This is a genomic window from Thermophilibacter sp. ET337 (assembly GCF_024733715.1).
Taxonomy (GTDB): domain Bacteria; phylum Actinomycetota; class Coriobacteriia; order Coriobacteriales; family Atopobiaceae; genus Thermophilibacter.
On the sequence record NZ_JANRHO010000001.1, the window covers coordinates 437,097 to 450,821 of the forward strand.

The window sequence follows — 13,725 nt, forward strand, 5'->3', positions numbered from 1 at the left end:
GGCGGCCTGCGCGGCCGTGACGCGCGGGTGACTGATTCGTCACGCTGGACGCGTCGCCGCCGCGAGCCGAGTCGCGAGGGTATGTACAGTGGCCCCTTAGGGTATGTACACCCGCCGGTTTTTGGTTGGTTGCAAACGCGCAGGTAGATGAGCTGCCGAGAAGAACCCGTGCCTCGAAGCGGTGTACATACCCTCGTGGGGTGGTGTACACACCCTCTCGGGCCTGGACCGGCGGCCGGAGTCGGGCGAACCCGGAAGCCGCCCTACACCACGGCCTTGAAGAACACGACGTCGAAGCACGCGCCGCCGGTCGGGATGTTGCCCGCGCGGATGGTGCCGCCCTGGGCGGTGACGAGGCTCTTGGCGAGCGCAAGGCCAATCCCCACGCCCGTGGGGTCGACCTCGGAGCCTGCGCCGGCGGGCCGCGCGTCCCTCTCGCCCCCGCGATAGAAGCGCTCGAAGACATGCGGCAGGTCCTCCGGGGCGATGCCGGGCCCGGTGTCCTCCACGCGGAGTCGGAACGCAAGCGCGTCCTCCGCGCAGCTCACGCGCACCTCTCCGCCTGCCGGCGTGTGCTCGAGGCAGTTCTTGAGCACGTTCTCGAGCGCCTCGGCCGTCCACGAGAGGTCTCCCTCGAAGCCGGCGCCCGGCGCGGCGTCCACCGCCAGGCGCACGTCGGCGAGGTCGAAGGCCACGGCCAGCGGCTCGGCCGCGCGCGCGACGAGCTCGGCGCCGTCCACGTGCGCCCGCGCGAAGCTCACCACGCCCGCGTCGATGCGGGCGAGCTTGAGCAGGGAGGAGACGAGCCATTCCACACGGTCCTCGAGGCGCTCCATCGTCCGGAGCCGCTCGACCTGCTCCGCATGCGCGCCGTCGGCAACGAGCTCGCGCCGGGCGAGCGAGGTCATGAGCGCAAGCGAGGTCAGCGGGGTCTTGAGCTGGTGCGATATGTCGGCCAGGGCGTCGGCCAGGGCGTTCTTCTCGTGCTCGAGGTCCTCGTTGGCAAGGGCCAGGCGGTTGCACATCTTGTCGAGCTCCGAGGCCAGGATTGCGATCTCGCCCTCGCGCATGCGCTCGAAGCTCACGTCACGTGCGCCGTGCAGGATGTCGTCCACCTGCGCCGCCATGCGCGCGAGCGCCCGGTGGCGCGCTCGCGTGGCCGAGAGCCATATGAGAAGCAGGGCCGCCGCCGTGCCCGCGACGCACGCCGCGGCGCCGGACCCCGCGAGCCGCCACGCAAGGAGCGCACCCGCCGCGCCCATGACGAGGGACGCGACGAGCGGTCGCCTGACCTCACGGTTGCGCAAGAGCACGGCCGCCCCCTAGCCCTCGTCGCCCGCGCGATAGCCCAGGCCGCGCACCGTGACGATGAGCGAGGGCTCCGCGGGGTCGTCCTCGAGCTTGTCGCGCAGGCGCTTGATGTAGACCGAGAGCGTGTTCTCCTCAACGTAGGCGCCCGCGTCGTCCCAGAGGGCCTCGCGCATCATGTCGCGCGTGACCAGGCGTCCCGCGTTCTTGGCGAACAGAAGGAGCAGGCGGTACTCGAGGGCGGAGAGCACGACCTCGCGGCCGTCCTTCTCGACGTGCGCGCGGTCCGGGTCGATGGTGACGCGGCCCAGCCGCAGGACGGCGCGCTCGGGCCGAGCGCGGCGGATCGCCGCCTGGATGCGCGCCACGAGCTCGCGCGGGCGGAAGGGCTTGGCCACGTAGTCGTCGGCCCCCATCGAGAGGCCGGTCACGGTGTTGAGCTCGTCGTCGGCCGCGGTGAGAAAGATCACGGGAACGCTCGGGGTGACGGACTTGATGGCGTTGCACACCGCAAACCCGTTGCCCTGCGCGAGCGTCAGGTCCACGAGTGCGAGCGCGTATTCGGTCCCGTGCGCCGTGGCCAGGGCGACGGCTCCCGTCTGGGTGGGGGAGGAGTCGACGACAAAGCCCTCGTTGGCCAGAAGCTCCGAGAGGCCCTCCACGATCAGCGGGTCGTCCTCGGCGAGCAGTATGCGGAGCTGATGCATGGTCCTCCCTTCGTCGTGCCTTGAGTATAGGGGCCGAGACGGGTGCGGTCCCGTGACGCTTTCGTCACGCGGGCGCCCTCATGCGACGCGACACGCCTCTCGGGCGGGGCGGCGCAGGATGGCGCGCGCGGCCGCCTCGTCGGGGTACGCGCGGGAGAGGAGCTCGTGGAACCGTGCGTCGTGGCTCGGCTCCAGGAGGTGCGTGAGCTCGTGGGCCACGACGTAGTCGAGGCAGGTCGGCGGGAAGGCGGCAAGCCGCACGTTGACGCGGATGCGCCCGGTGCGCGGCGTGCACGACCCCCAGCGCGTCTTCATGTCGCGAAGCTGCCAGCCGCTCGCCCGAACGTCGAGCGCCGCCTCCATGCGCGCCGCGACCTCGGGCAGCCGTGCCGCAAGCTCGGCGCGGTAGAGCTCGTCGGGGGAGGAGCCTGTGGGAAGCGCCGCGAGCTCGCCCCAGAGCGGGATCAGCCCGTCGCACGGCTTCGCGTCGCGCTCCGTCCGGCGCGCGACGTGCTCGCGCAGCCACGTCTCGTGCTCGTCGAGGAAGCGCTGCGCCTCCGCGAGCGGGCAGCGCCAGGGGACGCTCAGATGCGCCGACCCGTCCGCGCGCACCCGCAGGTTGAGTCGTCGCACGCGCTTGCGCTCCACCTCGACGGGGATGCTGCCCGCCTGAAGCGTGTATGTCCTCCCGGCATTCATGCGGGCATTGTAGCGCGCCCTCCGGAATCGGGCCCCGTCGGGCCCGACGATCGCGCCGCGCGAGGGGGTGGGGTGCACTTTTGACGTTCAGTCCATATTGGAGCGACCGGCTCGACAAAATCTCGCTTCGATCCATGGTTTTCTGGGCCCGATGGCCGGCCAATGATCAATAAAATGTATGAAATTAACGGCCCACATTATGGACCGGCCTCGAGTCGGCTTAAGGACGCCCAAATCGCATGGATCGAAGCGAGGTTTTGTCGGAGCGTCGCCGACAAAATGGATCGAACGCGGATTTTGCATGGCCTGCGCGCGCCGTGCGTCCTCGGCGAGGCAGTTTAGGCCGTTTGGGACTGCCCCGGGGCCCGTTTGGGTACCATGTGATGGTTTATGGCCGTCTGGAGGACCCATGCTCGAGCTCAAGGACATCTGCAAGCGCTACGTGACGGACTCGTTCACCCAGGTTGCGCTCGACCACGTCTCCGTCGCCTTCCGCGACAACGAGTTCGTGGCCGTGCTCGGCCCCTCGGGCTCCGGCAAGACCACGATGCTCAACATCGTGGGCGGCCTCGATCACTTTGACGACGGCGACCTCGTCATCGACGGCATCTCCACCCGCGAGTACCGCGACCGGGACTGGGACACCTACCGCAACAACCGCATCGGCTTCGTGTTCCAGAGCTACAACCTCATCCCGCACCAGACGATCCTCGCCAACGTGGAGCTCGCGCTCACGCTCTCGGGCGTGGGCCGCGCCGAGCGCCGTCGCCGGGCCCTGGACGCCCTCGCGCGCGTGGGCCTCGCCGACCATGTGAACAAGCGCCCGAGTCAGCTCTCCGGCGGCCAGATGCAGCGCGTCGCCATCGCGCGCGCCCTGATCAACGACCCGGAGATCCTGCTCGCCGACGAGCCCACGGGCGCCCTCGACTCCGCCACCTCGGTCCAGGTCATGGACCTCCTCAAAGAGGTCGCCCAGGACCGGCTCGTCGTCATGGTCACGCACAACCCCGAGCTCGCGCGCCAGTACGCCACCCGCATCGTAGAGCTGCGCGACGGCCGCATCACCGCGGACTCCGACCCGCTCGACCCCGACGCGGTCCCGCGCCGCGAGGCCAAGCGGGCGCGCCGCACCTCTATGAGCTTCCTCACGGCGCTCGGGCTCTCGTTCAACAACCTCATGACCAAGAAGGGCCGCACCATCATGACGGCCTTCGCGGGCTCGATCGGTATCATCGGCATCGCGGCGATCCTCGCCCTCGCAAACGGCGTGAACGGCTACATCGCCAAGGTCGAGGAGGACACCCTCTCGAGCTACCCGCTCTCCATCTCCAAGCAGAGCATGGACCTCTCCGGCATGCTCACCGCAGACGGCGGCTCGGACGCGGAGAGCGCCGGCGATGACGACCCCGACCAGATCCCCGAGTTCATGATGCTCACGGACATGTTCGCCTCCGTGGGCTCCAACGACCTCTCCGGGCTCAAGTCCTACCTCGAGGCCAACCCCGACGACCTGGACGGCTACGTCAACGCCATCCAGTACGACTACGGGCTCACGCCGCTCGTCTTCGAGGCGGACACCTCCGACGGGCCGGTCCAGCTCAACCCCAACGCGCTCGGGTCGACGATGACCGGCGGCGCCTCTGGCACGGCCATGGCCGGCATGTCGACCGGCGGCATGTCCGTCTTCAACGAGATGATCGACGACCAGGAGCTCCTCGAGTCCCAGTACGACGTCGTCGCCGGCCGCTGGGCAACGCAGGCCGACGAGTGCGTGCTCGTGCTCACGCAGAGCGGGCGCATCTCGGACTACACGCTCTACGGCATCGGCGTGCTCGACCCCGCCGAGCTCACCCAGATGGTGACGACGGCCATGAGCGGCACGGCGGGGGAGACCGACATCGAGCACGAGGAGGTCGACTTCACCTACGACGACGCCCTCGCCCTCTCCTTCAAGGTGATCAGCCCCGCCGACGAGTACCGCGCCAACGCCGAGACCGGCGGCTGGACGGACATGTCCTCGGACGAGCAGTTCATGGTCGAGGTGGTGCAAAACGGTCTGGACCTGCACGTGGTGGGCGTCGTGCGTCCCAACGAGTCCTCCGACGCCAAGGCGCTCTCCGCTGGCATCGCCTACACCCACGGCCTCACCGAGGCCCTCATGGAGCGCGCGGCGGGCTCCGAGATCGTCCGGCAGCAGCTCGCCAACCCCGAGACCGACGTCTTCACCGGCAAGAGCTTTTCCACGCTCCAGGAGGAGGCCCGCAAGGGCGTGGACCTAGAGAGCCTCTTTACGGTGGACGAGCAGCGCCTGCGTTCGGCCTTCTCCTTCGACACGAGCGGGCTCTCGGCAGCCTTCGACCCCTCCGGCATCGACCTCTCAGGCATCTCCGTCGACCTCTCGAGCGTGGCGAGCTCGGTCGACGTGGAGTCGCTCGTCGCCGGCGCCCCCTCGCCGGACTTCTCCTCGATCCTCGAGGAGGCCCTGACCGACCCGCCGGTCACCCTCGAGCAGCTCGAGGAGGCCGCGCGCCTGGGCGGGGAGCTCACGGGCGGCTTCGTCCGGTGGTGGGGCGAGAACGCGGGTGCCCTCGACCCGAACGACCCTGCCTTCGTCCAGAGTGTCGTCGACCTGCTTGGCCAGTATCTCGAGACCGAGGAGGCGCAGGCGCTCCTCGCCCAGATCGACGCGGTGGCGGGCCAGCCGGTTCGCGAGCGCGTGGAGAAGATCGTGTCCGACTACGTGTCGGGCGAGCTGGCGCCCTACCTCCAGTCCTTCCTCCAGAGCATGTCCTCGCAGATAGGATCTGCCATCTCCGCACAGCTCCAGAGCTCGATCTCCCAGGTCATGGCGAGCTACGCGAGCCAGGTGGCGGGTGGCCTCTCGAGCCTGAGGGACGCCTTCTCCGTGGACGCCGAGACGCTCGCGTCCTCCATCCACTTCAACATGGACGCCGAGGACCTGGCCTCGCTCATGGAGAGCTACGCCAACGCGAGCCAGCTCACCTACGACAACAACCTTCAGACGCTCGGCTACGCCACGGAGGGCGACCCGGCCGCGATCCAGATCTATCCCCGGGACTTCGAGGCCAAGGAGCGCGTGCTCGACGTCATCGAGGCCTACAACGACGAGCAGCGCGCCGCGGGCAACGACGACGCGGTGATCACCTACACCGACTACATGGGCGTCATCATGGGCAGCGTGACCGACATCGTGAACATGATCTCGCTCGTGCTCATCGCCTTCGTGAGCATCTCGCTCGTGGTGAGCTCGATCATGATCGGCATCATCACCTACATCTCGGTGCTCGAGCGCAAGAAGGAGATCGGCATCCTGCGCGCGATCGGCGCCTCGAAGGGCAACGTCGCGAGCGTGTTCAACGCCGAGACCTTCATCGAGGGGCTCATCTCGGGCGTCTTTGCCATCGTCATCGTGGTGGCGGTCTCCGTGCCCGTGAACGCGTGGGTGCTCGCGGACTTTGACGTCGAGAACATCATGAGCCTGCCGTGGACGTCGGCGGCCGTGCTGGTGGTCATCTCCGTCGCGCTGACGCTCGTGGCCGGCCTCATCCCGTCGAGCGCCGCCAGCCGTCGCGACCCCGTCGAGGCCCTGCGCAGCGAGTAGCGCGCTGCGGCGCCGTGACAATTGGGACAGGTTGGATTGTCACAGGCTTTCGGCGTGACAATCCAACCTGTCCCAATTGTCACGCCGCCGCAGGACTATGCTAGAGAGGTCGCGGACGAGAGGAGCGCACATGCTGCAGCGGGACTACATCCTGGAGATCGTGGGGCAGTTCGTTGAGGGGGTGTCCGACGCCTTTCGGCGGGCCGTCTCCGGCGACGTCACGGGCGCCGCGGACGTCGAGCGTCAGATCGGCGAGCTGCTCGACCTCGACGCCTCGACGGCGCTCGCCCTCGCGCCCGACTCGCTCGTGACGATGATGCTGCTCTCGGGCATGGGCGACTCCGTCGCGAGCTACGTGTGCTACGCCCTCGAGCGCCTGTCCGGGCTCTATGAGCGCGAGGGCGACGAGGACCTCGCCGGCCTGCGCCGCATCCAGGCCCGCGCCGTGGCGGAGTCGTTCAGCTGCGACCCCGCGGACGTCCCCGCCGAGCTCGCCGCCCTCGACGCCGAGCTCTTCTCGTAGCGCGGGCCGCCCCCATGGGCCGGTTCTTCTTTCTGAGCGACCGCGGCAACGCCGCCAACGAGGACTTCGCGCGCGCCACGGAGCGCTACGGCGTCGTCATCGACGGGGCGTCGGGCCTCGCCGGCGAGCCGCTCTTCCAGGACCGCTTTTCCACCAACGCGCAGTGGCTCGCCCATGCGGTGGGCGAGCGCGTCTGCGAGGCCCTGGACGCCGGCGCGGACGGTCGCGCGTCGCTCGAGGGCGCCGTCGCCGCGGCCCGCGCGGAGCTCGAGCGCGCGCTCGGAGGGCCCGTGGCGGGCATGGACCCGCTCGCCGTCCCCTCCGCGACGCTCGCCCTGGCCGTGGCCGGCCCCGGGACCGTCGAGCTCTACGGGCTCGGGGACTCGCCGCTTCTCGCCCTCACGCGCGACGGGCGCCTGCTCGTCTCGACCGACGAGGAGCTCGAGGCGCTCGACGCCCGGGCCGTGGCGCTCATGTCCGAGCGCGACCCGTGGGGCCGGCTCTCGGGCCCCGAGCGACGGCGGCTCGTCGACGACGTCATCCGCGCCAACCGGCTCCTGCGCAACGTCGAGGGCGGCTACTGGTGTCTCGACCCCACGGGCGACGGCCTCGCGCACCTGCGCCGCCTCTCGCTCCCGCGCGACGAGCTGTCCGCGGTGGCGGGCCTCACCGACGGGCTCTGGCGCGCCTTCGACCTCTTCGGCGTCGCCGACGCGGCCGCCGAGCTCGGCTCGCTCACGCCGCGGCGCGCCCGCGCGGTGCTCGCGCGCCTTCGCGAGCTCGAGGCAGACGACCCTGACTACCGGCGCTTCCCCCGCCTCAAGCGCTCCGACGACGCGAGCATGTTCTGGCTCGGGCTCTGAGCGCGGCGCGGGCCCGGAGCCCGCGCGCGGGGCGCTCGGCTACAATCAAGGGTCCAGCGAAGACAACTTCGGGCGAGAAGTTCGGGCGAGAAGAACGGCGAGAAGGACGGGGGCTGCCATGCGCTACGCGAGCATCGCGCTCGACATACCCACGCGCGCGCTCGACGGGACCTTCTCCTATGCCGTGCCCGAGGCGCTCGCGCAGGACGTGGCCGTCGGGGCCACGGTGCTCGTGTCCTTCTCGCATCGCCTGGCCGTCGGCTACGTGATGGGGGTGTCGGAGGAGGCGCCCGAGGGCGTCGACCCCGGCAGGCTGCTCCCCGTCGAGCAGGTCCTCGCGCCGCCGGCCTTCGACGAGGCGTCGGCGCGCCTCGCGTCCTGGATGGCGGGGGAGTACGCCTGCCCGCTCTGCGAGGCGGTGCGCCCGTTTCTGGCGCCCGGTCAGAAGGTGCGCGTCACCCGCCCCTCCGAGGACGCCCCCTGGGAGCTCGTCTGCGAGCGCGCCGGCGCGGTCGACGCCCGCTGGGCGGCGCTGACGCCCTCCGCCAACGACTACGTCCCGCCCCGCACGGCGTCGCGCCAGCGCGCCGTGATCGAGGCGCTCCGGCAGGGGCCGCAGCGCGTCTCGGAGCTCTCGGCCACCATCCCGGGCGCCTCGAGCGCCGTCTCCGCCCTCGCGCGGCGCGGCGTCGTCGCCGTCGAGACCCGGCGCGTCCTGCGCGGCGGCGAGGGCACCACGCTCTCCTCGGCGCAGGCCCCCCGACCCGATCGCCTTACCGCGGGGCAGCTCGCCGCCCTCTCCGCCATCGACGAGGCCCGCGAGGCGGCCCGCGGCGACGTGGTGCTCGTGGACGGCGTCACCGGCTCGGGCAAGACCGAGGTCTACCTCGCCGCCATCGAGCGCGCCCTCGCCGCCGGCCGCGGAGCGCTGGTCTTGGTGCCGGAGATCTCGCTCACGGCGCAGACCGTGGGACGCTTCCGCAGCCGCTTCGGTGACGACGTGGCGGTGCTCCACTCGCGCCTCTCGGCCGGCGAGCGCTTCGACCAGTGGGACCTCGTGCGCGCCGGGCGCGCCCGCGTGGTCGTGGGCGCGCGCTCGGCGCTCTTCGCCCCGCTCGCCGACCCCGGCCTCATCATCATCGACGAGGAGCACGAGGGCTCCTACAAGCAGGACAAGTCCCCGCGCTACCACGCCCGCGAGGTCGCGGCGCGCATGGCAGCCGAGCGCGGCTGCGCGCTCGTGCTGGGGTCGGCCACCCCCTCGCTCGAGAGCCTGCGGCGCTGCCGGGAGGGGGTCTTTCGCGACGCGCGCTGGAGGCGCGTCGAGATGCCCGAGCGACCCGCCGGGGCGGCGCTTCCCAGGGTCACGGTCGTCGACATGGCCGAGCAGTTCCGCGGGGGCGGGCGGTCGATCTTCTCGGCCCCGCTCGCCGAGGCCCTCAGGGGCGTGGCGCGGCGCCGCGAGAAGGCGGTGCTCATGCTCAACCGCCGCGGCTTCGCGAACTTCCTCATGTGTCGCGAGTGCGGCTGCGTGCCCGAGTGCCCGCACTGCTCCACGGCGCTCACCTATCACGAGCGAACCCACGCCCTCGTCTGCCACACCTGCGGGCGCGCCTGGCCCGTCCGCGCCTTCCCCGACCCCTCCACGAGCTGCCCCAGCTGTGGCAGCCGCTATCTCGCCGCCTTTGGCGTGGGCACCCAGCGCGTCGAGGACGAGCTCGCGATGCTTCTGCCCGAGGGCGTCGAGATCATCCGCATGGACGCGGACACCACGCGAGAGAAGGGCGCCCACCAGCGGCTGCTCGAGCGCTTCGACGCCGCAGAGTGCGCCGTGCTCGTGGGCACGCAGATGATCGCCAAGGGGCTCGACTTCCCCGAGGTCACGCTCGTGGGCGTCGTCAACGCCGACACCATGCTCAAGCTGCCGGACTTCCGCGCCGCCGAGCGCACCTACGACCTGCTCGAGCAGGTGGCGGGGCGCGCTGGGCGCGGGGGGCGCCCGGGCGAGGTCATCGTGCAGACCTACTGGGCGACGCACCCCGCCATGCGGGCGGTGGCCGCCCACGACCGCGCCGTCTTCCTCGACGCCGAGCTCGCCGAGCGCGCCGAGGCCTCCTACCCGCCCTTCTCGCGCCTCTCCAACGTCGTGGTCTGGGGCCGCTCCGAGCGCGGCGTCCGCGCCGCGACCGACGAGCTCGCCCGCGCCGTGCGCGAGCGGCTGGGGGAGGCGCCCGGCTGGGAGGTCCTGGGCCCCGCGGACTGCGTGAAGGCCCGGGTGAAGGACCAGACGCGGCGCCACCTCATGGTCAAGGCGCCCGTCGACGCGGACCCCGGCGCGCTTCTCGGCGCGTGCGTGGGCTCGCTCGGGCGGCTTCGGGGTATTAACATTGCAGTGGACATCGACGCCTACGACATGCTGTAGGTAGACCCGGCCTGTGCCGGGAAGGAGGAACCATGAACGAGCTCAAGCAGATCGTGCTCTCGCCGGACCCGCGCCTGTCCCAGGAGTGCGCCCCGGTCGAGAAGATCGACGACGAGGTGCGCGCGCTCGCCAAGCGCATGCTCAAGATCATGTACGCCGCCGAGGGCTGCGGCCTGGCGGGTCCGCAGATCGGCGAGATGCGCCAGATCGTGGTCATCGACGTCGACTACGCCGGGCGCGGCAGCAAGAAGAACCCCTACGTGCTCATCAACCCCCGCGTCATCACGGCCGACGGCCCTGAGAAGGAGGGCTCCGAGGGGTGCCTGTCCTTCCCAGGCGTGAGCGTCAAGGTGAGCCGCCCGAGCCACGTGGTGGTGCAGGCGCTCGACCTCGACGGCGACCTCATGCAGTACGAGGCCGAGGGCGACCTCATGGCCGTGTGCCTGCAGCACGAGATCGACCACGTCCACGGCGTGACGATGTTCGACCACCTCACCCCGATGCGCCGCGCCGAGGCCGAGCGCGAGTACCAGGAGGCCCTCGCCTCCGGCGCCAAGCCGGGCGAGACCGAGGTCGCGGAGTAGGGGGCGCCCATGACGGACGAGAAGAGCGGGCGGGTCGCCGACGATCGCCGGCTGCGCGTGGTCTTCATGGGCACGCCCGACTTCGCGGTGCCCTCCCTCGAGGCGCTCGCCGCGGCGCACGACGTGACGCTCGCGCTCACGCGCCCCGACGCCGTGCGTGGCCGCGGCCGCGCGCTCGTGCCGTCGCCGGTGAAGGAGCGCGCCCTCGAGCTGGGGCTGCCCGTGCTTGAGACGTCGCGCGTGACGCCCGAGGTCATGGAGGCCCTGCGCGCCGCCGCTCCCGACGTGATCTGCGTGGCCGCCTACGGCTGCATCCTGCCCGACGAGGTACTCGGCCTCGCGCCCGCGGGCTGCGTGAACGTGCACGCGTCGCTGCTGCCGCGCTGGCGCGGGGCGGCGCCGATCCAGCGCTCGATCCTCGCCGGGGACGCCGAGACCGGCGTCTCCATCATGCGGATCGGCCACGGCGTGGACACGGGCGCCTTTTGCGCGCAGGCCTCCACTCCGGTGGGCGAGAAGAGCGCCGAGGAGCTCACTTCCGAGCTCGCGTGCATGGGCGCAGAGCTGCTCGTCGAGACGCTGCCCGCGGTGATGGACGGGACGGCGGAATGGGTCGAGCAGGACGAGGCGCTCGTGACGCACGCCGCCAAGATCGAGAAGTCCGAGCTCGCCCTCGACCCCGCGGACGCCGCGCGGGACAACGCCCTGCGCGTACAGGCGTCGGGAGACACCGCGCCGGCGCGCTGCGTCGTGGCTGGCCGCGGCGTGCGCGTCTGCGCCGCCCGCGCGACCGCGCCCGGCCCTGCCGCGGGCGAGGTCTCCGTCGCGCGCGGCCGCGTGCTGCTCGGCTGCGCCGACGGGGCGCTCGAGCTCGCTCGCGTCAAGCCTGACGGCAAGCGTGAGATGGACGCCTCCGCCTGGGCGGCTGGGCTTCGCGGCGACGGCATCCGCTGGGAGCGCGTCTAGATGGCGCGCGCCACGGCGGCAAGGAGCCTCGCGCTCTTCCTGCTGGGGGAGCGGAGGCGCCGCGACGCGCGCGCACGCGACCTGCTGCGCGGCTCGTCGGAGCTCGACGCGCTGGCGGAGCGCGACCGCGGCCTCGTGACGCGCCTCGTGCTCGGGGCCACCGCCGCCAGCGGCGCGCTCGACGCCGCGATCGACGCACACCTTCGCCGCGGCGCCCGTCTGGAGCCGCGCGTGCGCGACGCCCTGAGGCTCGCCGCCTTCGAGCTCCTGTACCTCGACGGCCGCGCCGACGTCTGCGTGAGCCAGGGCGTCGAGCTCGTGCGCGGCGTCGCGCCGCGCGCCGCCGGGCTCGCAAACGCCGTGCTGAGGCGGGTGGCGGAGGAGGACGCGCCTGCGCTGGGGGCCGCGCGCAGGCGCGTCTCAGAGGGGACCTTCGACGCCTCTGACCTCGCGCTCGTCGGTGCCCTGCCCGAGTGGCTCTGTTCGGCCGCGCTCGTCTCCCTCGGCCGCGACGGGGCCGCCGCCTGGGCGGCGGGCGCGCTCGAGCCCGTCGGCTCCTGGGTGGCCTCCAATCGCGCCCGTGCGGAAGCGGGGCAGTCCCCTCTTCGCGCGCTGCGGGAGGCGGGCTGCGACCCCGAGCCGGGGCCGCTGCCGGGATCGTTTCTGCTGGGCTCGCCGTCGCGCCTCGCGTCCTCCGGCCTCGTCGAGCGCGTGCGCGTCATCCCGTGCGACCTCGCCGCCCAGGAGGTCGCGCTCGCCGCGGCGCCCGCGCCCGGGAGCCGCGTCCTCGAGGTCGGGCAGGGGCGCGGCACCAAGACGTTGCTGCTCGAGGGCGCCGCCTGCGCCGCGGGCGGTCCGTGCGAGATCGTCGCCGTCGAGGTCGGCCCGCGCAAGTCGGAGCTCGCGGCGCGCCGCATGGAGGCGGCGGGCGTCGCCGGCCACGTGCGCTGCGTCTGCGCCGACGGCCGCGCGCTCGGAGACGAGCTGGGCCTCTTTGACCTCGTCTTTCTCGACGCGCCCTGCACCGGCACGGGCACGCTCGCGCGCCATCCCGAGATCGCGTGGTCGCTTTCGCCGGATGCCGCGCACGAGCTCGCCGCCCTGCAGCGCGAGCTTCTCGCATCCGCCGCGAGACGCGTGGCGCCGGGCGGGCGCCTGGTCTACGCGACCTGCTCGGTCCTCGCCGAGGAGGACGAGCGCGTGGTCGAGGCGCTTCTCGCCTGTCCCGCGGGGGAGGGCCTCGAGCTCGTGCGGGCCGGCAGGACGCCGCTGCGCCCCGGCTGCGACACGCACTTCCACGCCGAGCTCCGTCGCGTCAGCTAGCGCGCTGTCGTCAAGGGGGCTGCCGAGAGGGGCGCGCCCTCAGCCGGCGAGCCCCTCCCAGCCCTCAATCGCGGCGTCCGCCTCGCGGGCGAGCTCGCCCCAGGGCTGGCGCGGGTCCTCGCTGCGCACGGCGACGGCGCGCATCCCCGCCCGGTGCGCGGAGAGCGTGCCGGCCAGGATGTCCTCGAAGACCGCGCATCCCTCCGGGCGCGCCCCCAGCCTCCGGGCGGCCTCGAGGTAGATGTCGGGGTGGTCCTTGCCGCGCGCGACCTCGCGTCCGCAGACGACCTCGTCGAAGAGGTCGCACACGTCCACATGCCGCATCGCCCCCAGGACGTGCGGGTCGTTGGTGGTCGCCAGCGCGAGCGGGATCCCCGCCGCGCGCAGGGCGCGCAGGTAGCCCTCGGCCCCCGGGCGCAGGCGGACCTCGGTCTCGTAGAGCGCGGCGCCGAGGCGGTTCCACTCGTCGACGATGTCGGAGACCTCGTCCTTCAGGCGGTAGCGCTCCACGCACCACTGGGCGCCCGCGGCAAACCCGAGGGTCGCGAGCATGACCGAGGCGTCCTCGTCAAACTCGAGGCCGCGGGAGGAGAAGAAGATCTCGTCGACCCGACGCCACAGGTGCCAGGTCTCCGCGAGCGTCCCGTCGAAGTCAAAGATCGCGGCCGAGAAGGACGGCGGCCAGAGTCGCACGGTCGTCATGCCCCC

Annotated in this window: 11 protein-coding genes; 7 read left to right on the plus strand and 4 right to left on the minus strand. The window is 72.0% G+C overall.

The genetic code is table 11. The annotated features are described in order from the left end of the window. Positions 1 to 263: 263 nt before the first annotated feature. The 3 genes from NW198_RS01975 to NW198_RS01985 all read right to left on the minus strand — a co-directional run bounded on the left by NW198_RS01975 (position 264) and on the right by NW198_RS01985 (position 2,714). Entirely contained in the window at positions 264 to 1,313 is a 1,050-nt protein-coding gene (locus NW198_RS01975; RefSeq protein ID WP_258339804.1) for a sensor histidine kinase KdpD, read from the minus strand. A 9-nt stretch (positions 1,314 to 1,322) separates the two neighbouring features. Beyond that, entirely contained in the window at positions 1,323 to 2,015 is a 693-nt protein-coding gene (locus tag NW198_RS01980; protein ID WP_087316525.1) for a response regulator transcription factor, read from the minus strand. A gap of 78 nt (positions 2,016 to 2,093) precedes the next feature. Then, on the minus strand, positions 2,094 to 2,714 hold the full coding sequence (locus tag NW198_RS01985) for a M48 family metallopeptidase (protein ID WP_258339805.1): 621 nt from the start codon (positions 2,712 to 2,714) through the stop codon (positions 2,094 to 2,096). A 409-nt stretch (positions 2,715 to 3,123) separates the two neighbouring features. Between NW198_RS01985 and NW198_RS01990 the strand changes: the two genes are divergently transcribed. The 7 genes from NW198_RS01990 to NW198_RS02020 all read left to right on the plus strand — a co-directional run bounded on the left by NW198_RS01990 (position 3,124) and on the right by NW198_RS02020 (position 13,017). After that, positions 3,124 to 6,336 (plus strand): ABC transporter ATP-binding protein/permease, encoded by a 3,213-nt coding sequence (locus NW198_RS01990; RefSeq protein ID WP_258339806.1) that lies wholly within the window; start codon positions 3,124 to 3,126, stop codon positions 6,334 to 6,336. A 130-nt stretch (positions 6,337 to 6,466) separates the two neighbouring features. Next, positions 6,467 to 6,859, plus strand: coding sequence for a hypothetical protein (locus tag NW198_RS01995; RefSeq protein ID WP_087316519.1), 393 nt, complete (start codon positions 6,467 to 6,469; stop codon positions 6,857 to 6,859). 14 nt (positions 6,860 to 6,873) lie between these two features. Continuing rightward, positions 6,874 to 7,722, plus strand: a complete 849-nt coding sequence (locus tag NW198_RS02000) for a protein phosphatase 2C domain-containing protein (protein ID WP_087316517.1) — start codon at positions 6,874 to 6,876, stop codon at positions 7,720 to 7,722. 118 nt (positions 7,723 to 7,840) lie between these two features. After that, positions 7,841 to 10,144, plus strand: a complete 2,304-nt coding sequence (gene priA / locus NW198_RS02005; RefSeq protein ID WP_258339807.1) for a primosomal protein N' — start codon at positions 7,841 to 7,843, stop codon at positions 10,142 to 10,144. Between the two features lie 32 nt (positions 10,145 to 10,176). Next, positions 10,177 to 10,728 carry a peptide deformylase gene (gene def / locus NW198_RS02010; protein WP_258339808.1) on the plus strand — a complete coding sequence of 184 codons (552 nt, stop codon included), beginning with the start codon at positions 10,177 to 10,179 and terminating at the stop codon, positions 10,726 to 10,728. Positions 10,729 to 10,779: 51 nt separating this feature from the next. Further along, the gene (gene fmt / locus NW198_RS02015; protein WP_258339837.1) at positions 10,780 to 11,694 is read left to right on the plus strand and encodes a methionyl-tRNA formyltransferase; all 915 of its coding nucleotides are present in this window, start codon (positions 10,780 to 10,782) and stop codon (positions 11,692 to 11,694) included. Then, positions 11,695 to 13,017 carry an RsmB/NOP family class I SAM-dependent RNA methyltransferase gene (locus tag NW198_RS02020; RefSeq protein WP_258339809.1) on the plus strand — a complete coding sequence of 441 codons (1,323 nt, stop codon included), beginning with the start codon at positions 11,695 to 11,697 and terminating at the stop codon, positions 13,015 to 13,017. Positions 13,018 to 13,056: 39 nt separating this feature from the next. Here the strand turns inward: NW198_RS02020 and NW198_RS02025 are convergent, their stop codons facing one another. Continuing rightward, positions 13,057 to 13,719 (minus strand): HAD family phosphatase, encoded by a 663-nt coding sequence (locus tag NW198_RS02025; protein ID WP_258339810.1) that lies wholly within the window; start codon positions 13,717 to 13,719, stop codon positions 13,057 to 13,059. Positions 13,720 to 13,725 lie beyond the last annotated feature (6 nt).